Genomic DNA, 18531 nt, shown 5'->3' with positions numbered 1-18531 from the left:
CTTGTTATTTGGAAGATCAAAAGATCGCAGCCTCCGGCAGCTCCTACGTTGGAATGCGTTCCACGGTAGGAGCTGCCGGAGGCTGCGATCCGTTGATCTTCATTGCATATCCCGCCACGTCAGATACACCCGCAGATCAAACTCCACCTGGTGATACCCCGGCAACATGTGTTCGCACAACTTGTAGAACGCCTTGTTGTGATCCGATTCCTTGAAATGCGCCAATTCGTGAACCACGATCATCCTCAGGAACTCTGAAGGCGCTTCCTTGAATAACGCGGCTACCCGGATCTCTTTCTTGGCCTTGAGCTTGCCGCCCTGCACTCGGGAAATGGTGGTGTGCAGTCCGAGGGCGCGATGGGTCAGGTCCAGACGGTTGTCGAACAGCACCTTGTCGATCGCCGGAGCATTGCGCAGGTATTCCTGCTTTAGGTCCAGGGCATAGGTGTACAGCGCCTTGTCGCTCTGCACTCCGTGTTTTTCCGGGTAGCGCTTACTCAGGTAGTCGCCCAGCCGCCCCTCGGCGATCAGCTGGCGAATCTGGTCCTGCAAAGCGGCGGGATAGGCCTGGAGGTATTTCAACGCGGTCATGGGCGAGGCAACATCAATCACGAACAGGTCACCAGTGTAGCGAATTCACCGGAGCAGCGCGTCCCAGTCGAATGGCTGGACGAATGCGCCGACGTCCTCGGCCATCATCGGCCGCGCCACCAGGTAGCCCTGTACGTACGCGCATCCATGAGTCTGCAGCCATTCATATTGCGCAACGGTTTCCACGCCTTCGGCGATGACCAGGATCCCGTACTGGCGGCACAGCTCAATCACATTGCTGACCAGCGCCGCATCACGCGATGACTGGGGCAACCGCGCGATTACATGTCGATCAATTTTCAACGTATCCAGCTCCAGGTCGCGCAGATGCGCCAGCGAGCAGGCACCGGAACCGAAATCATCCAGCGCGATCCGCACCCCAAGGTTGCGCAGCAGGTGCAGTTGCTTGCGGGTTTCCTCGGGGTTCTGTGCCAGCGCCTCCTCGGTGATCTCCACTTCAAGATGCCGCGCTTGCAAGCCATGGCGCTCCAGCACCTGACGCAATTCGGTGACCAGATTCGGCATGCCGAACTGCGTGCTGCTCAAACTGACACCCAGTACCAGGTCTTCGGCAAACAGGGTTTCCCACGCCTTGCGCTGGCCCGCTCCGCGCTGGTAGATCCAGCTGCCCAGGCGACTGATCAGCCGCGCTTCTTCCAGCAACGGCAAAAACAACCCTGGCGGCACATCGCCGACACTCGGATGCTGCCAGCGCAACAAGGCTTCGAATCCGCGGATCTGCCCGCCGTCAATCGCCACCTGAGGCTGGTAGACCAGATTGAAATCACGGTTCTCGATGGCGTCGCGCACACTCTCTTCAAGCATCAATCGCGACCGCGCACGGCCATTCATTTCGTGGTCGTAGAAGCGATACTGCTGGCGCCCGGCCCGCTTGGCTTCGTACATGGCAATATCCGCCGCGCGCAGCAGACCATCGAGGCTGGAGCCGCAATCCGGAAAGGTAGCGATGCCGATGCTGGCACCCAGCGCCACATCCAGCCCGTCGATCTGCTGGCAGACCGACACCCGCTCGATGAGCTTCTCGGCAATCCTCGCTGCCTGCTCGGGAAACTCCAGGTCAAGTAGCGCCGTGAACTCGTCGCCGCCCATCCGCGCGAGAATATCAAGGGGCTGCAAGCAGGCCTTCAATTGCTCGGAAACCCAACGCAGCACCCGATCCCCGGCGTCATGGCCAAGAGAATCGTTGACCCGTTTAAAGCCATCCAGGTCCAGATACAGCAGCACCCACGCGCTATCGGAGCGCTCGCCACGCAGCAGCAGGTTTTCAACGGTTTGATAAAAACCCCGGCGGTTGAGCAACCCGGTCAGGGGATCGGTGATGGCCTGGAATTCCAGCTGCTGATGCAGGTGGCGCACCACCGACATGTCGAGCACCGTCACCACCATCGCGTGCTGCTCCGCGGGCAGTGGCGCGCAGGACAGGGCAACCGGCACCTGCTGATTGGGTGCAGTGCGCAGCACCGCATCGTGCAGGCGCAGGGTTTCACCCCTCTTGTAGCCAGCCAGCAGATCGGAATCCGCCCATAGCGCAATGTGTGGTTTCTGCAGGAAATCCAGGAACTCCTTGCCCTGCAGTTCCTGCACGGTGGCGCTGAGCATTCGCGACATGGCCGGGTTGGCAAAACGAATCAGGCCCCCCTCATCGACCACCAGAATGCCTTCGGCGGCGTTATCCAGCACGGATGCGTTGAAGGCGCGGGCGAGCTCCAGGTCATGGCTGAGGCGCTGCAGGGCACGACGATTGCGTTGATGTTCAAGGAGTGCATGGACTTTCGGCTTGAGGATCTGCGGATCGAATGGCTTGAATAGGTAATCCACCGCACCGCTGGCATAGCCCTTGCGCACGGCGTCCTGGGACTGCTCGTTGGCAGTGAGGAAAATGATCGGCGTCAGGCGAGTGCGCTGGCTGCCACGCATCAGACGCGCTACTTCGAAGCCGTCCATGCCGGGCATCTGCACGTCCAGCAGCACCAGATCGACGTCATGTTCGAGCATCAGGCCAAGCGCTTCGAAACCCGAGGCAGCGGTCATGACTTGCCAGTCCTGGCGCTCCAGCAACGCACGCATGCTGACCAGATTCTCCGGGTAATCGTCGACGATCAACAGGATTGAATGGCCGTCACCTGGCGTAAGTTGCCCGCGTTCCATGCTGCTTCTCTTCGTTCGGGGAGTCAGGCCGGTTTCTTGTCAAAACCGGACAAACCAAGCCATCACTCTAGACCTGGATCCAGGAAAGCAGTAGGTGTCAGAGCGCCATCATGTAACTAAAGCGTAAATTCGCCGACTAACGGTCACGGCTGCAGGCCGCTAAAACCGGGGGAGATGGCCTTTTAACAGGATTTTGACGTCATCCATCTGTCAGTTTTGCGTTAACAACGCCGCTTTCTACGCTTATAAAGACCGCCTCCAAGGTGCGTGCTAGAGCGTCTGGTACGTGCGTGCAGCAAAATTTGTGGAAGCTTTGTCTATGATCGATCTCGCAACCTGGAACCTCAGTGTTCCCGTCGGCAACCCGCCCTACACCGTAGAAACGGCAAAACTGGTGAAGGGCTTCAAGGATCAATACTTCCATTCCGACACCGGCACCTTGTTCTTCTGGTCACCGGTGACCGGCTCCCGCACCGAAAACGCGAAGTACCCGCGCACCGAACTTCGTGAGACCTACAGCAACGGCACACTACGCAATTGGCTATACCCCGACGCCGACAACTCCCTGCGCGCTACCCTCGCGGTGAACCAGGTGCCCAGCTCGGGCAAGCTGGTGATCGGCCAGATCCACGCGTATGAAAGCCAGAAACCGATGGTGAAACTGGAGTACCAGTACAAAACCAAAACTCAGTCGGGAAACATCGTCGCCAAAGTGCGCATGCACCCCGATGACGGCGAAGGTCGGGTGATCACCGTTGCGACCGGCATCAAACTTGACCAGCAGTTCTCCTACCTGATCCACCTCAGCCCCGGCGGAGCACTAGGCATCAGTGCGGCAGGCTATCAATGGGATACCAACATCAGCGCCACGTGGCGGGTTAAACCGCTGTACTTCAAGGCGGGGGTTTATGTGCAGGACAATACTGGCTACAAAAGCGAAGGGGCGAAGGTCACTTTCAGCAAGCTGGATATTGATCACGACAAGTAAGCAGCCTTCTTGATCAATCCCAAGAGCGCAACCATGCCGCATCCTGTAACCGCTGCCGAGCCCGCGAGGCTGCGTTCGAGGACTAAGTCCTCGCCTGCTGCCGGCCTGGTCGCGCACCAAAATGTGCACTTACACAACGCCAATCACTCCATTAGCATTTTTGTAGGACGATCTGCACCTCATCCGCGCAATTGCCCGCTACAAAATGTCATGGAGACTCGCCCGATGCACCGAAGCCGTAGCTTGCTTGCCCTCACTCTGGGTAGCCTCATACTGTTAAACCCAGCCATCGCCGCACCGTCGCAGCCGAACATTGATGGCGTCCGCCAAGCCGACATCAAAGCCGGCAACGCCTGGGTCGAAATCAACAAAACGGCCTTCTAACATAATATTCGTACCCTGCAAACAGTTCTCGCCGACCAGTCAAAACTCTGCGCTGTGCTCAAGGCCGACGCTTATGGTCACGGTATCGGCCTGCTTGCTCCGTCCGTGATCGCCTTGGGTGTGCCGTGCGTGGGTGTTGCCAATAATGCAGAAGCCAGAGCCGTGCGTGATAGCGGCTTCAGCGGACAGTTGGTCCGTGTTCGCACCGCTGGCCTGTACGAGTTGGAGGGCGCCCTTCCCTATAATCTGGAGGAGTTGGTGGGGAATCTGGACTTCGTGATGCATGCCAGCTCGGTTGCACAAAAACACGGCATCCCACTGGTCGTACATCTGGCTTTGAACAGCGGGGGAATGAGCCGCAATGGAGTGGACCTAACCACACCCGAAGGTCGCCATGACGCTGTCGCCATTACCCAGGTCCCGAACCTGGAGGTACGGGGGATCATGACCCACTTCCCCTTCGAGGACAGTGCCGACGTGCGCACAGGCCTTGCAACCTTCAGCAAGCAAGCGGCTTGGCTGATACAGGAAGCTCAGCTTGATCGCAGCAAAATCACCCTGCACGCAGCCAACTCCTTCGCCACTCTTGAAGTACCGGAGTCGCACCTGGACATGGTTCGGCCTGGCGGAGCGCTATTCGGCGACACCACCCGCACCGAGTACCAGCGCGTGATGCAATTCAAATCCACAGTCGTCTCGGTCAACGCGTACCCAAAAGGCAGCACTGTCGGCTACGACCGCGCCCACACCCTGACCCGGGACTCGAAACTGGCCAACGTTACTGTGGGCTACTCAGACGGCTATCGCAGCGCATTCACGGACAAAGGCCACGTGTTGATCAACGGTCATCGCGTGCCCGTGGTGGGCAAAGTGTCGATGAATACGCTGATGGTCGACGTCACCGACATGAACGATGTCAGAGGCGGCGACGAGGTGGTGCTGTTCGGAAAGCAAGGTGATGCCGAAATCACCCAGGCCGAAATCGAAGACGTCACTGGTGTGCTGTTGGCGGAGCTTTATACCTCGTGGGGCTCCTCGAACCCGCAGGTGCTGGTCGATCATTAGCCGCGCATCGCGCGCAGGACCATGGATTTCAGACACTACGACACCCGCAGCTATGCGGATTCTAAGGCTCTTTGATATGTGCGCCAAACCGAGAAATACGGCCAACGTCGACTATTTGATCTGTTTATTCTTGCCACATCATCCTGCAACGATCCTGCTGTCCGGTTGCAGCCATCAGGTTCGCCGCTTATAGTTCGTCCCGTCATCGACAGCAGTCGGCGGCAGGGTTTCGCAGCCCTTACGATACGTGTAGTTACCGAGCATCATAAAAAGCAACGACGGTCGCTTCCCAGCCCGTAGTCCGTTTTATGGTGGCTGTGTGTGGGAGACCTTCGGGTCTGCCGGGTTCCTCGTATCCTCGGTCTGCGAACCCGCACACAGCTACCACCCGATTCGTTTCGCAGCGAATGGCAGTAGCTCTTCCTATAGATTCGAGGAGCTTCATGACAATTAACAATCCGCCCCGCCGCTTCACCCCCATGTCCCAATTCACCACCGACTATCCCGTCCTGCTCATCGACAGCGACGCCCCGCTACGCGAGCTCCACAATTGCGTTAGCGAACGACTGAATGCAGTTCTTCATTATCTACACTTGATGGCTTGCACCAGTCAGCCCGACTGCACCGAAAACGACGTCAATACTGTGACCAACGTGGCCAGAATCCTGCTTCAGGATGTGAGCGATATTTTCCGCGTGATTGAACAGCGCGGGCTTGATATGGCCGACGAGCGATAATCGATATTTAAATACAAAAACCCGCATCGCTGCGGGTTTTTCTTAATTATAAAATCTCTATCTGAGCATCTGCTTTCCCACCCGCAGCTGCTGGTCGATCAGTACTCGCGCAACGCGCAGCGCAGATAGATCTGTCAACAATATAAAACGGGGCCAACCCGGCTTATGTAATCTTTTTGTTCAAGTCGATCACGACAGGTTTGCGCCTGAGCCTTGGGGTTATCGACTCATTCAGCGCCATTAGGCGTCCTGCATCCCATTCAGTTTGCATATCCGAAAACAGCTCACTGTCTATACGGTGTCGATTGGTTTCCAGCGCGCCAGTCATTGCCTCGGCAATCCGCTCAATAATTACCGCCGGCCTATCGACCGCACAATGCTTGCGACCAAATTCAATCAACTGCTGTCGGTCTGGATAAGTTTTTACTTTGTTCATCTTGATGGCCAAGGTGCGATCCACCAACGACCGTCCGGACTTGGGGTTGTAGTTCTGGTAAACCGTCGTAGTAGTCACATCAAAAACGGGGGCCAGGCGTACAGACTCCAGCGCCTCGGGATGGGTGTAGATCACACCGAAATTCTTCAAATGTGCGTCACCATTGCGAACCATGACGGACAGACAGACCGAGGAAAAAAACCGTTCAAGTTCACGGACCGGTTCGCCGTACCGGCACACCTGACCAATGACAGCCGCCAGCGTCTCATAGCTCTGGGAGTACTTGTAGTTGTCGTGGGGGTCTTTGTTCAGACTCAGTAAAACTGCCATGTCTTCAAACCCAAGCCGACCGGACGCAGTCAGGTCGAACCGCTCCATAACAAACAGATCACCACTTTCAGAAAGCCAGAAGGGCGGGGTTTCCAGGCCGGCAAGACGCGCGGCTTCCAGGCAGAGAAATTCGTTCTGAGCGAGATGTGCGTACTCGTCAGCTCCCGACTTAACAATCAGGTCGGAGCTGAGCATGGTTTTTCGGCCACCCGCCAGCTTGTCCAGATCCGGCACCAGTACTTTAGGCTGCACGCCCGAGATACCCGACTCGAAGTAAGTATCAACAAGGAAGTCGAAGACACCTTGTGAGGTATTGGACGACAGGATTTCTTGTAGCCCAACCTGAGCCCGGACGGCGGCTGATGCCTCTGCCGGATTTTGATAAGTGAGGCGTCCGATCTGATTTCCACCTATCACCGATAGCAGGCGCATCTCATCCACTTGCATGTGCTTGGCCATGCGACGCTTAATCTGATCGGCCAGAAAACCCTCAGGCACGTTCATATCGAATATCGGATGCAACACGTTGCTGACAGAAGGTGTTGGGTCATAGGGCATGACCAGCGAGACCTCGCGCTTCGCATCCGCAGACGTGTAGGCATACGAAAACTGAGATCCTCTGGAAAGCACGCCCGATTGCCCTTGGGGGGTCATCACGTTGAGCAGTTTGACCTTACTCATAGTGCTCTACCAAATCAGAGAGAGATTTGAGGTCTATTCGTTTGTCGACAATTTCGAGCGCCATGCCTAACGCCGAAATTACTCTGAACAAGGTGTAAATGGCGACATTCTCCCCAGCTTCCAGGTCAATAATGGTTTTGCGGTTACAGTTGGCCTTGTCCGCTAGCTGCTCCTGGCTGAAGCCTTTGGCGCGACGCAACGCACGTATTCTCTTGCCGAGTGCCGGCGGGCTCAGGATAAGCATAATGTTACCTATATCGGACTTTTGACTATTCCTAGGCGATTATGTCCCCTATAACGGACATTTAAATGACCTTTCGTCAGAGAAATTACAGGACAAAAAAAACCCGCATCGCTGCGGGTTTTTTTAGATGCCAACTGAAGCCCAGGCTTAATTGACCTTGGCGTTCAGCTCACCCTTCAGATAACGCTGATACATCCCTTCCAGGGAGATCGGCTTGATCTTCGAAGCGTTGCCTGCGGTACCGAAGGCTTCGTAGCGAGCGATGCACACGTCGCGCATGGCGATGACGGTGGCGCCGAAGAATTTACGCGGGTCGAATTCGCTCGGGTTGGTGGCCATCAGGCGACGCATCGCGCCGGTGGACGCCAGGCGCAGGTCGGTGTCGATGTTGACCTTGCGCACGCCGTGCTTGATGCCTTCGACGATTTCTTCAACCGGTACGCCGTAGGTTTCTTTGATGTCGCCGCCGTACTGGTTGATGATCGCCAGCCAGTCTTGAGGCACCGAAGACGAACCGTGCATCACCAGGTGGGTGTTCGGGATGCGTTTGTGGATCTCTTTGATGCGGTCGATGGCCAGCACGTCGCCGGTAGGTGGCTTGGTGAACTTGTAGGCGCCGTGGCTGGTGCCGATGGCGATGGCCAAGGCATCGACCTGAGTGCGCTTGACGAAGTCAGCGGCTTCTTCCGGATCGGTCAGCATCTGGCTGTGATCCAGCACGCCTTCGGCGCCGATGCCGTCTTCTTCGCCGGCCATGCCGGTTTCAAGCGAACCCAGGCAACCCAGCTCGCCTTCAACCGAAACGCCACAGGCGTGAGCCAAGGCTACGGTTTGTTGAGTTACGCGGACGTTGTAGTCGTAGTCGGTCGGGGTCTTGCCGTCTTCGCCCAGGGAACCGTCCATCATCACCGAGCTGAAGCCCAGTTGGATGGAGCGCTGGCAGACGTCAGGGCTGGTGCCGTGATCCTGGTGCATGCACACCGGGATGTGCGGGAACTCTTCGATGGCGGCCAGGATCAGGTGACGCAGGAACGGTGCGCCGGCGTATTTGCGAGCACCGGCCGAAGCCTGGACGATCACCGGGGAGTCAGTCTTGTCAGCGGCTTCCATGATGGCGCGCATCTGCTCAAGGTTGTTGACGTTGAAGGCTGGAACGCCGTAGCCGAATTCGGCTGCGTGGTCCAACATCTGGCGCATGCTGATAAGTGCCATTGTGTGTGTCTCTCCCGGTTTGGGTCGTTAATCGTGCCAGCCTGCCGTAGCGGCGGCGGCTATTCAAGTTATTGCAGATCGGGGGTTAGTCCGGGCTGCGAATTCGGTGTTACGCAGACCCCCTGTAGGAGTGAGCCTGCTCGCGATAGCAGTCTGGCATTCAACAGTGCAGCGACTGTCGGACCGTTATCGCGAGCAGGCTCACTCCTACATTGGATCTGTGGTGTGTCAATTACGGCGCTTTACACCCACGGCCAATCAAATCATTGGTGGCGACCCAGTAAACCAGGCCTTCCTCACCTTTCATGTGAAACGCCAGCATGTCGTTGCTATACAGCGCACCCGACGCACCCGGCTCCTGCTTCAGGCGGTAGACCTGATCGGCGCCGCCCAGGCGAACGTCGACTGCCTCACGGCTCGGATCGGTAAACCGCCATAGCACCTTGGCCTGGCTGTCGCAGGTCCAGGTTGTCCAGCTGTCTGTCGATTCGGCAGGCGTGAACAGGTTGAAATTCGAACAACCTGCCAGCAATGCCAGCGCCGTAATGGCGATAAAACCTTTCATCCGCGTTCCTCGACCGACGACATGCGCCGCCAGCCCTGGGTAAAGAGTCAGACCCATCAAGGGCAACCACGTTCCTTGGCCGGGGTCTGTGTCTCATATTTGTCCAGGCCATCAGGCCCGGAACGCTTGTTGATCACCGGGTTGGTTTCGGCTTGCCAGTCAGCCTGGTAGCAGCCTTTTTCCACCTCGGACGGAGCAGGCTCCGGCTTGGCTTTCGGGTTACTCCCGCAAGCCGCCAGCGACACCGCGACGATCAATAGCGCTAACGTCTTGACCATGTGAACACTCCCTTTCCTGGTCAACTGAGCCTACTCAGGCCTTGGCCCGGCTTTCCAGGACTTCAACAGCCGGCAGCACCTTGCCTTCGACGAATTCGAGGAACGCACCGCCGCCGGTAGAAATGTAGGAGATCTTGTCGGCAACGCCATACTTATCGATCGCCGCAAGGGTGTCGCCACCGCCGGCGATGGAGAACGCCGAGCTTTCAGCGATGGCCTGGGCCAGCACCTTGGTGCCGTTACCGAACTGGTCGAATTCAAATACGCCGACCGGACCGTTCCACAGGATGGTTTTCGAGGACTTCAGCAGTTCGGCGAAGTTCGCCGCAGTCTGCGGGCCAATGTCGAGGATCATATCGTCGGCCGCGACGTCGGCAATCAGCTTGACGGTCGCCGTCGCGCTCTCGGCAAACTCCTTGGCCACCACCACGTCCACCGGCAACGGCACGCTGACCTTGGCGGCGATTTCACGAGCGGTGTCCAGCAGGTCCGGTTCGTAAAGGGACTTGCCGACCGGATGACCGGCAGCAGCGAGGAAGGTGTTGGCAATGCCGCCGCCGACGATCAGCTGGTTGCAGATCTGGCTCAGGCTGTTGAGCACGTCGAGTTTGGTCGAGACCTTGGAGCCGGCAACAATGGCAGCCATTGGCTGAGCCGGGGCGCCCAGGGCTTTGCCCAGTGCGTCCAGTTCGGCGGCCAGCAACGGGCCAGCGGCCGCGACTTTGGCGAACTTGGCCACGCCATGGGTCGAACCCTCGGCGCGGTGAGCGGTGCCGAAGGCATCCATCACGAACACGTCGCATAGGGCAGCGTATTGCTGGGCCAGTTCGTCAGCGTTCTTTTTCTCGCCCTTGTTGAAGCGCACGTTTTCGAACAGGACGATGTCGCCAGCCTTGACGTCGACGCCACCCAGGTAATCAGCTACCAGCGGCACTTCGCGGCCCAAGGCCTTGCTCAGGTAGTCGGCGACTGGCTTGAGGCTGTTCTCGGCCGAGAACTCACCTTCGGTCGGACGGCCAAGGTGCGAGCAGACCATCACGGCCGCGCCTTTTTCCAGGGCCAGCTTGATGGTCGGCAGCGAGGCCAGGATACGCGCATCGCTGGTGACAACACCGTCCTTGACTGGGACGTTGAGGTCTTCGCGAATCAGTACGCGCTTACCTTGCAGATCGAGGTCGGTCATCTTCAACACGGTCATGGGTCGCATTTCCTGAGTTACGGCTTTTGAGAAGCAGAGAGTGGCGAAGCTGCTTGCAGATAGTGTTCTGCAACGTCCAGCATTCGGTTGGCAAAACCCCATTCGTTATCGAACCAGGCCAGGATGTTCACCAGCTTGGGGCCGGAAACGCGGGTCTGACTCGCATCGACGATCGCCGAATGTGGGTCGTGGTTAAAATCACAGCTGGCGTGCGGCAACTCGGTGTAGGCCAGAAGCCCCTTGAGCGGGCCGCTGGTGGCCGCCTCGCGCAGGATCCGGTTGATCTCGGTGGCATCGGTGGCGGTGGCAGTCTGCATCGTGATGTCGAGGCAGGACACGTTCACCGTCGGCACCCGCACGGCTTTGGCCTGAATTCTGCCGGCAAGTTCCGGCAGCAGGCGTTCGATGCCACGCGCCAGACCAGTGGACACCGGAATCACCGACTGGAACGCCGAACGGGTGCGGCGCAGGTCTTCGTGGTGATAGGCGTCGATCACTGGCTGATCGTTCATCGCCGAGTGAATGGTGGTGATCGACACGTAATCCAGGCCGATAGCCTTGTCCAGCAAGCGCAACAGCGGCACGCCGCAGTTGGTGGTGCAGGACGCGTTGGACACCAGCAGCTCGGCGCCGGTCAGGCAATCCTGGTTCACGCCATAGACGATGGTAGCGTCGACATCCGCCTCGCTGGCCATCGGCTGGGAAAACAGCACTCGCGGTGCGCCAGCATTGAGGAAACGCTGGCCGTCTTCGCGGGTGTGGTAGGCACCGGAGCATTCGAGCACCAGATCGACGTCCAGCGACGCCCAATCGATGCCTTCGGGGGTGGCACTGCGCAGGACCTTCACGCAGTTGCCATTAATATGCAGACAATCGCCGTCGACTTTCACTTCCCCGGGAAAACGCCCGTGGGTGGAGTCGAAGCGTGTCAGGTATTCGATGCTGGCCATGTCCGCCAGATCGTTGATCGCGACAATTTCAAACCCGGCCTTCTCGCCTCGCTCGAACAACGCACGCAAGACGCAACGACCAATGCGGCCGTAGCCGTTGAGTGCAACTTTGTAGGGACGCGGTTGGGGCATGGGGTTCTCGATAAGCTCGCGTTAACAACACAACCCCTGTAGGAGCTGCCGAGTGAAACGAGGCTGCGATCTTTTGATCTTTATAAGATCAAGATCAAAAGATCGCAGCCTTCGGCAGCTCCTACAGGGATCGCGGCGGTCCAAAACCGCCGCGTTGCGTCTTAGTCTTCCAGCAGCTCTTCAGCCTGACCCAGGATGTTTTCCAGGGTGAAGCCGAACTCTTCGAACAAGGCTGGCGCAGGCGCCGACTCGCCGTAGGTGGTCATGCCGATGACGCGTCCTTCCAGGCCCACGTACTTGTACCAGTAGTCCGCGTGCGCGGCTTCGATGGCGATACGGGCGCTGACCTGCAACGGCAGAACCGATTGCTTGTAGTCGGCATCCTGGGCATCGAACACGCTGGTGCAAGGCATCGATACCACACGCACGTTGCGACCTTGGGCGGTCAGCTCGTCGTAAGCCTGAACCGTCAGGCCCACTTCCGAACCGGTGGAGATCAGGATCAGCTCAGGCTCGCCCACGCAATCTTTCAACACGTAACCGCCACGGGCGATAGCGGCGATCTGGCCGGCATCACGTTCCTGATGCTGCAGGTTCTGACGCGAGAAGATCAGCGCCGAAGGGCCGTCCTTACGCTCGATCGCCAGTTTCCAGCACACCGCCGATTCCACGGCATCGGCTGGACGCCAGGTGTCGAGGTTCGGCGTGCTGCGCAGGCTGGTCAATTGCTCGATCGGCTGGTGAGTCGGGCCGTCTTCGCCCAGGCCGATGGAGTCGTGGGTGTAGACGAACACCACGCGCTTTTTCATCAGCGAGGCCATGCGCACGGCGTTGCGTGCGTATTCCATGAACATCAGGAACGTCGCGCCGTAAGGCACCAGGCCGCCGTGCAGGGCGACCCCGTTCATGATCGCGCTCATGCCGAACTCGCGAACGCCGTAGTACACGTAGTTGCCGCTGGCGTCGTCGGCGGTAACACCTTTGCAACCTTTCCACAGGGTCAGGTTGGAACCCGCCAGGTCAGCGGAGCCGCCCAGCAGTTCAGGCAACAGCGGACCGTAGGCATTCAGGGCGTTCTGGCTGGCTTTGCGGCTGGCGATGGTTTCGCCCTTCGCAGCAACTTCAGCAATGTACTCGTCTGCAGCAGCGGAGAAGTCGAGTGGCAGATCACCGTTGAGACGACTCATCAACTCAATCGCCAACGCCGGGAATTCTGCGGAATAATCGTTGAAACGCTTGTCCCACTCGGCTTCGGCAGCCGCACCGGCTTCCTTGGCGTCCCACTCGGCGTAGATGTCAGCCGGAATTTCGAACGGACCGTGGTTCCAGTTCAGCGCGGTGCGAGTCAGTGCGATTTCCGCATCACCCAAAGGAGCGCCGTGGCAGTCTTCTTTACCCTGCTTGTTCGGCGAACCGAAGCCGATGGTGGTCTTGCAGCAGATCAGCGTCGGCTGCGCGCTTTTGCGGGCAGTCTCGATGGCTGTCTTGATTTCTTCAGGGTCGTGACCGTCGACGTTGCGGATCACCTGCCAGTTATAGGCTTCGAAACGCTTTGGCGTGTCGTCGGTGAACCAGCCTTCGACTTCGCCGTCGATGGAAATGCCGTTGTCATCGTAGAAGGCGATCAGCTTGCCCAGGCCCAAAGTACCGGCCAGGGAGCCGACTTCGTGGGAAATGCCTTCCATCATGCAGCCATCACCCAGGAACACGTAGGTGTGGTGGTCGACAACGTTGTGCCCTGGACGGTTGAACTGCGCCGCCATGACTTTTTCTGCCAGGGCGAAACCCACGGCATTGGCCAGGCCTTGGCCCAATGGACCGGTGGTGGTTTCAACGCCCGGGGTGTAGCCGAGTTCCGGGTGGCCCGGAGTGCGGCTGTGCAGCTGGCGGAAGTTCTTCAGGTCATCGATCGACAGGTCGTAGCCGGTCAGGTGCAGCAGCGAGTAGATCAACATCGAGCCATGGCCGTTGGACAGCACGAAGCGGTCACGGTCGGCGAACGATGGATTGCTCGGGTTGTGCTTCAGGTAGTCACGCCAAAGTACTTCGGCGATATCCGCCATACCCATAGGGGCACCGGGATGGCCGCTGTTGGCTTTTTGCACAGCATCCATGCTGAGGGCACGAATGGCGTTGGCACGCTCACGACGGCTGGGCATCGCTGTTCTCCTGCGGGTTCTGAATCGAGAGTGAATAAAACGAATCGGAAAAAAGGCGAGCATTTTCCCTCACCGACCGGCCTCGGGGCAATGACAGATAGTCATCTGAGGACGTTTTTCCCACGCCAGGCAGTGGTTTCGGTGGGTGAAACCTTTCCGCTGCAGGTTTGTAGACTAAAGCAGGCGGCTGGAAGTGCCATCTATCGAGCAATATCAAAACTTTTTGATATTGCTCTTGCGATGCTTTCGACCCGTGATTAGACTGCCGGCCTTATGAATTTACGCGTGCCATCCATTCAACATGACGACTGCGATGAGTTGGCGGCCCTTTGCAAGGCCGGCGGCGATCCTTTGCGTCTGAATGTGTTGCGCGTGCTGGCCAACGACTCGTTTGGCGTGCTGGAGCTGGCGCAGATCTTCGGCATGGGTCAGTCGGGCATGAGCCACCACCTCAAGGTGCTGGCCCAGGCCGACCTGGTGGCGACACGCCGTGAAGGCAATGCGATCTTCTACCGTCGTGCCCTGCCCCACACCGACCTGCTGGGCGGAAAGCTGCATGCCGCCCTGCTCGAGGAAGTGGATAACCTGACCCTGCCTGCCGACGTGCAATCGCGGATCGGTCAGGTGCACGGGCAACGTGCCGCTGCCAGCCAGGATTTTTTCTCACGGGTTGCGGAGAAATTTCGCGCCCAGCAGGACCTGATTGCCGGCCTGCCGCAGTACCGCGACAGCGTCGTGGCACTGCTCGACAAGCTGGGTTTCGCCGAGAGCGCCACGGCCATCGAAGTCGGCCCCGGTGACGGCGCTTTCCTGCCGGAACTGGCACGTCGTTTCATGCACGTCACGGCACTGGATAACAGCCCGGCCATGCTCGAACTGGCGCGCCAGGTGTGTGAGCGCGAAGCCTTGGCCAACGTCAGCCTGCAGCTCGCCGACGCATTGAACGGGGTCAGCCTGACAGCCGACTGCGTAGTACTGAACATGGTGCTGCACCATTTTGCCGCACCGGCCGATGCTCTCAAGCACATGGCCGTTTTGCTGAAACCAGGCGGTAGCCTGTTAGTGACAGAGTTATGTAGCCACAACCAGAGTTGGGCCAAGGAGGCCTGCGGTGATCTCTGGTTGGGGTTTGAACAGGACGATCTGGCCCGTTGGGCCACCGCTGCGGGACTCGCTCCCGGGGAAAGCCTCTATGTAGGCTTACGTAATGGTTTCCAGATTCAGGTCCGCCACTTTCAGCGGCCGGCTGGCGACACTCACCATCGGTAAATTCAGGAAAACATCGAGATGAGCGAATACTCCCTCTTCACCTCCGAGTCCGTGTCTGAAGGGCATCCGGACAAAATCGCCGACCAGATTTCTGATGCGGTGCTGGACGCAATCATTGCTGAAGACAAGTTCGCCCGCGTGGCGTGCGAGACTCTGGTGAAAACGGGCGTGGCGATCATCGCCGGCGAAGTCACCACCTCGGCCTGGGTTGACCTGGAGCAGATCGTTCGTGACGTAATCACTGACATCGGCTACACCAGCTCCGACGTCGGTTTCGACGGCGCGACCTGCGGCGTGATGAACATCATCGGCAAGCAGTCCCCTGACATCAACCAGGGTGTTGACCGTGCCAAGCCTGAAGATCAGGGCGCCGGCGACCAGGGCCTGATGTTCGGCTACGCCAGCAACGAAACCGACGTGCTGATGCCAGCACCGATCACCTTCTCTCACCAGTTGGTGCAGCGTCAGGCTGAAGCCCGCAAATCCGGCCTGCTGCCGTGGCTGCGTCCGGACGCCAAGTCCCAGGTTACCTGCCGCTACGAGAACGGCAAGGTCGTCGGTATCGACGCCGTGGTGCTGTCGACCCAGCACAACCCTGAAGTGTCGTACAAAGACCTGCGCGAAGGCGTGATGGAGCTGATCGTCAAGCACGTACTGCCTGCCGAGCTGCTGCATAAGGACACCCAGTTCCACATCAACCCGACTGGCCAGTTCATCATCGGTGGCCCGGTGGGTGACTGCGGCCTGACCGGTCGCAAGATCATCGTCGACACCTACGGCGGCATGGCCCGTCACGGTGGCGGTGCGTTCTCCGGCAAGGATCCTTCGAAGGTTGACCGTTCCGCGGCCTACGCCGGTCGTTACGTGGCCAAGAACATCGTCGCCGCGGGCCTGGCCGAGCGTTGCGAGATTCAGGTTTCCTACGCAATCGGTGTAGCCCAACCTACTTCGATCTCGTTGAATACCTTCGGCACCGGCAAGATCAGCGATGACAAAATCATCAACCTGGTGCGTGAAGTGTTCGACCTGCGTCCGTATGCAATCACCACCATGCTCGACCTGCTGCACCCGATGTACCAGGAAACCGCAGCCTACGGCCACTTCGGCCGCACGCCGGAAACCAAGACCGTGGGCGACGATACCTTCACCACGTTCACCTGGGAAAAAACCGACCGCGCCGACGCCTTGCGCGCTGCTGCTGGTTTGTAAGATTTTCCCGGCGGCACCCAAAGCCCTGCACGGTTCGCCGTGTGGGGCTTTTTGTTGCCTCAAGATCGGAAGATCAAAAGATCGCAGCCTTCGGCAGCTCCTACGGGTGTACGCGATCCCACTGTAGGAGCTGCCGCAGGCTGCGATCTTTTGATCCTGCTCTTCGCAACACGCTGAACAAATACCGACATTCTCAAGAGCGAAAACTGACTAATCTCCAACCACCCCTACTGAGCAAGGACGCTCACGATGCGCCTGTTGATTGCTGTTTTTCTGACCCTCCTCTCCCTCAACACCCTCGCCGCCCAATGCCCCGACTGGCCGCTCGCCCGTGCCCAGGACGAAATCACAGCCCTGCAAAAACAGATCGACCTATGGGACGACAGCTATCATCGCCTGGGCCAGTCCATGGTTGCCGATGAACTCTACGATCAAGCCCGCGCGCAACTGACGACGTGGCAGCGATGCTACAACCTGGGCAGTTCGGCTGATCCCTTGCGCACCGCAGCTGGCACGATTCCCCACCCCATCCCACACACAGGTCTGGCAAAACTCAGTGACGGCGCCGCCGTCGAAGACTGGCTGAACGGGCGTAGCGATGTCTGGATTCAGCCCAAGGTCGACGGCGTGGCAGTCAGCCTGGTGTACCAAAACGGCCTACTGGTGCAAGCGATCAGTCGCGGCAACGGAGTTCAGGGCAAAGACTGGACCGCCCCGGCGCGGCAGATTACCGGGATCCCTCAACAGCTCTCGAAGCCGCTGGACCTGGTGGTGCAGGGTGAACTCTACTGGCGGCTGGACGGTCACATTCAGGCCAGTGCCGGCAGCCTCAATGCCCGGGGCAATGTGGCCGGGCTGATGGCCCGCAAGCAACTGAGCCCGGAGCACGCCGCAGGCATCGGTCTGTTCGTGTGGGACTGGCCAGAGGGCCCGGCGAATCTGCCTGCGCGCATCGCCGCTCTGGATGAACTGGGATTTGCCAGCACGGCGCCCTTCAGTCACCCGATCGGCGACTTTGCCGAAGTCGAACGCTGGCGTGATCGCTGGTATCGCTCGGCCCTGCCCTTTGCCAGCGACGGTATCGTCCTGCGCCAGGACCAGCGCCCTTCTGCAGATCGCTGGCAAGCCAAGGCACCCTACTGGATCGTTGCCTGGAAATATCCGTTCGCCCAGGCGCTGGCCGAAGTACGCAAGGTCCACTTCAATATCGGTCGCACTGGCCGGATCACTCCGGTGCTGGATGTGGCACCGATACAGCTCGATGACCGGCAGATCAGGCGGGTCAGCGTTGGCTCCCTGGCCCGTTGGGAAGCGTTGGACATCCGTACCGGCGACCAGGTTTCCATCAGCCTGGCCGGCCTGACCATCCCCAGGCTGGACGGAGTGGTATTGCGCAGCGTCGAGCGTGCGCATCTGGAAGTCCCAAAGGCAACGGACTATCACCCACTCAGTTGCTGGCAGCCGACCACAGGATGCGAAAGCCAGTTTCTCGCGCGCCTGACCTGGCTCAGCGGCAAGCAGGGATTGGCCATTCCCCACGTCGGCCCCGGCACCTGGGAGAAACTTCTCGAAACAGGCCGCTTGAACGGTCTGCTGGATTGGTTGACCCTCGATGCTCAAGAGCTTGCTAACATTAACGGTTTCGGCGAGCGCAACACGGCTCAGCTTTTAGACGGCTTCAACAACGCGCGACAGCGTCCCTTCGCTCGTTGGCTACAAGCGTTGGGCATGCCGCCAACCGGTCAGGTAAAACTGGCTGAATCCTGGCAGGCCCTGGCGCAACGCGAAACTGAACACTGGCAGGCCGAAGCCGGCATCGGCCCGGGACGCGCGGCGCAATTGAGCGCATTTTTCCGCGACCCGCAGGTCCTGGCCTTGAGCGAAACATTACGTATGGCGGGAGTTGACGGTTTTTAGCGGCCGGCTCGTCCGCG

General features: G+C 59.0%; 15 protein-coding genes and 1 pseudogene. 6 read left to right on the top strand and 10 right to left on the bottom strand.

Annotation, left to right across the window (positions count from 1 at the left end; all coding sequences use genetic code 11):
- Positions 1-99: 99 nt before the first annotated feature.
- Together ACYZTK_RS17275 and ACYZTK_RS17270 are read right to left on the bottom strand one after the other, a co-directional pair.
- Positions 100-591 (bottom strand): M48 metallopeptidase family protein, encoded by a 492-nt coding sequence (locus tag ACYZTK_RS17275; RefSeq protein WP_462014920.1) that lies wholly within the window; start codon positions 589-591, stop codon positions 100-102.
- A 45-nt stretch (positions 592-636) separates the two neighbouring features.
- Positions 637-2760, bottom strand: a complete 2124-nt coding sequence (locus tag ACYZTK_RS17270; protein ID WP_462010994.1) for a putative bifunctional diguanylate cyclase/phosphodiesterase — start codon at positions 2758-2760, stop codon at positions 637-639.
- Between the two features lie 319 nt (positions 2761-3079).
- Between ACYZTK_RS17270 and ACYZTK_RS17265 the strand changes: the two genes are divergently transcribed.
- From ACYZTK_RS17265 to ACYZTK_RS17255, 3 genes and pseudogenes are all read left to right on the top strand, one after another.
- Positions 3080-3748 carry a polysaccharide lyase family 7 protein gene (locus ACYZTK_RS17265; protein WP_462010993.1) on the top strand — a complete coding sequence of 223 codons (669 nt, stop codon included), beginning with the start codon at positions 3080-3082 and terminating at the stop codon, positions 3746-3748.
- Between the two features lie 225 nt (positions 3749-3973).
- Positions 3974-5197: pseudogene (alr, locus tag ACYZTK_RS17260) on the top strand (alanine racemase).
- 443 nt (positions 5198-5640) lie between these two features.
- A complete protein-coding gene (locus ACYZTK_RS17255; protein WP_462010992.1) occupies positions 5641-5934 on the top strand; it encodes a fructose-bisphosphate aldolase in 294 nt (97 codons plus the stop codon).
- A 163-nt stretch (positions 5935-6097) separates the two neighbouring features.
- Here the strand turns inward: ACYZTK_RS17255 and ACYZTK_RS17250 are convergent, their stop codons facing one another.
- The 8 genes from ACYZTK_RS17250 to tkt all read right to left on the bottom strand — a co-directional run bounded on the left by ACYZTK_RS17250 (position 6098) and on the right by tkt (position 14119).
- Entirely contained in the window at positions 6098-7381 is a 1284-nt protein-coding gene (locus ACYZTK_RS17250; protein WP_462010991.1) for a type II toxin-antitoxin system HipA family toxin, read from the bottom strand.
- The gene (locus ACYZTK_RS17245) at positions 7374-7625 is read right to left on the bottom strand and encodes a helix-turn-helix transcriptional regulator (protein ID WP_462010990.1); all 252 of its coding nucleotides are present in this window, start codon (positions 7623-7625) and stop codon (positions 7374-7376) included. The genes ACYZTK_RS17250 and ACYZTK_RS17245 overlap by 8 nt, the downstream gene beginning before the upstream one ends.
- 147 nt (positions 7626-7772) lie before the next feature.
- A complete protein-coding gene (gene fba, locus ACYZTK_RS17240; protein ID WP_462010989.1) occupies positions 7773-8837 on the bottom strand; it encodes a class II fructose-bisphosphate aldolase in 1065 nt (354 codons plus the stop codon).
- Positions 8838-9069: 232 nt separating this feature from the next.
- Positions 9070-9402: an MliC family protein gene (locus tag ACYZTK_RS17235; RefSeq protein ID WP_462010988.1), complete on the bottom strand. Its 333-nt coding sequence runs from the start codon at positions 9400-9402 to the stop codon at positions 9070-9072.
- A 56-nt stretch (positions 9403-9458) separates the two neighbouring features.
- Complete coding sequence (locus ACYZTK_RS17230) at positions 9459-9680, bottom strand: hypothetical protein (RefSeq protein ID WP_462010987.1); 222 nt, start codon at positions 9678-9680, stop codon at positions 9459-9461.
- Between the two features lie 34 nt (positions 9681-9714).
- On the bottom strand, positions 9715-10878 hold the full coding sequence (locus tag ACYZTK_RS17225; protein WP_462010986.1) for a phosphoglycerate kinase: 1164 nt from the start codon (positions 10876-10878) through the stop codon (positions 9715-9717).
- Between the two features lie 17 nt (positions 10879-10895).
- The gene (gene epd / locus ACYZTK_RS17220) at positions 10896-11960 is read right to left on the bottom strand and encodes an erythrose-4-phosphate dehydrogenase (RefSeq protein ID WP_462010985.1); all 1065 of its coding nucleotides are present in this window, start codon (positions 11958-11960) and stop codon (positions 10896-10898) included.
- A gap of 161 nt (positions 11961-12121) precedes the next feature.
- Positions 12122-14119: a transketolase gene (tkt, locus tag ACYZTK_RS17215; RefSeq protein ID WP_462010984.1), complete on the bottom strand. Its 1998-nt coding sequence runs from the start codon at positions 14117-14119 to the stop codon at positions 12122-12124.
- Positions 14120-14392: 273 nt separating this feature from the next.
- Between tkt and ACYZTK_RS17210 the strand changes: the two genes are divergently transcribed.
- From ACYZTK_RS17210 to ligB, 3 genes are all read left to right on the top strand, one after another.
- On the top strand, positions 14393-15388 hold the full coding sequence (locus tag ACYZTK_RS17210; protein WP_462010983.1) for an ArsR/SmtB family transcription factor: 996 nt from the start codon (positions 14393-14395) through the stop codon (positions 15386-15388).
- Positions 15389-15406: 18 nt separating this feature from the next.
- A complete protein-coding gene (gene metK, locus ACYZTK_RS17205; RefSeq protein ID WP_462010982.1) occupies positions 15407-16597 on the top strand; it encodes a methionine adenosyltransferase in 1191 nt (396 codons plus the stop codon).
- Positions 16598-16846: 249 nt separating this feature from the next.
- Entirely contained in the window at positions 16847-18514 is a 1668-nt protein-coding gene (gene ligB, locus ACYZTK_RS17200) for an NAD-dependent DNA ligase LigB (RefSeq protein WP_462010981.1), read from the top strand.
- Positions 18515-18531: the final 17 nt, after the last annotated feature.

Source organism: Pseudomonas sp. LB3P31 (genome assembly GCF_054897945.1).
Note: the sequence above shows the minus strand (reverse complement) of the source record. Positions and strands in the feature narration are given on the sequence as shown.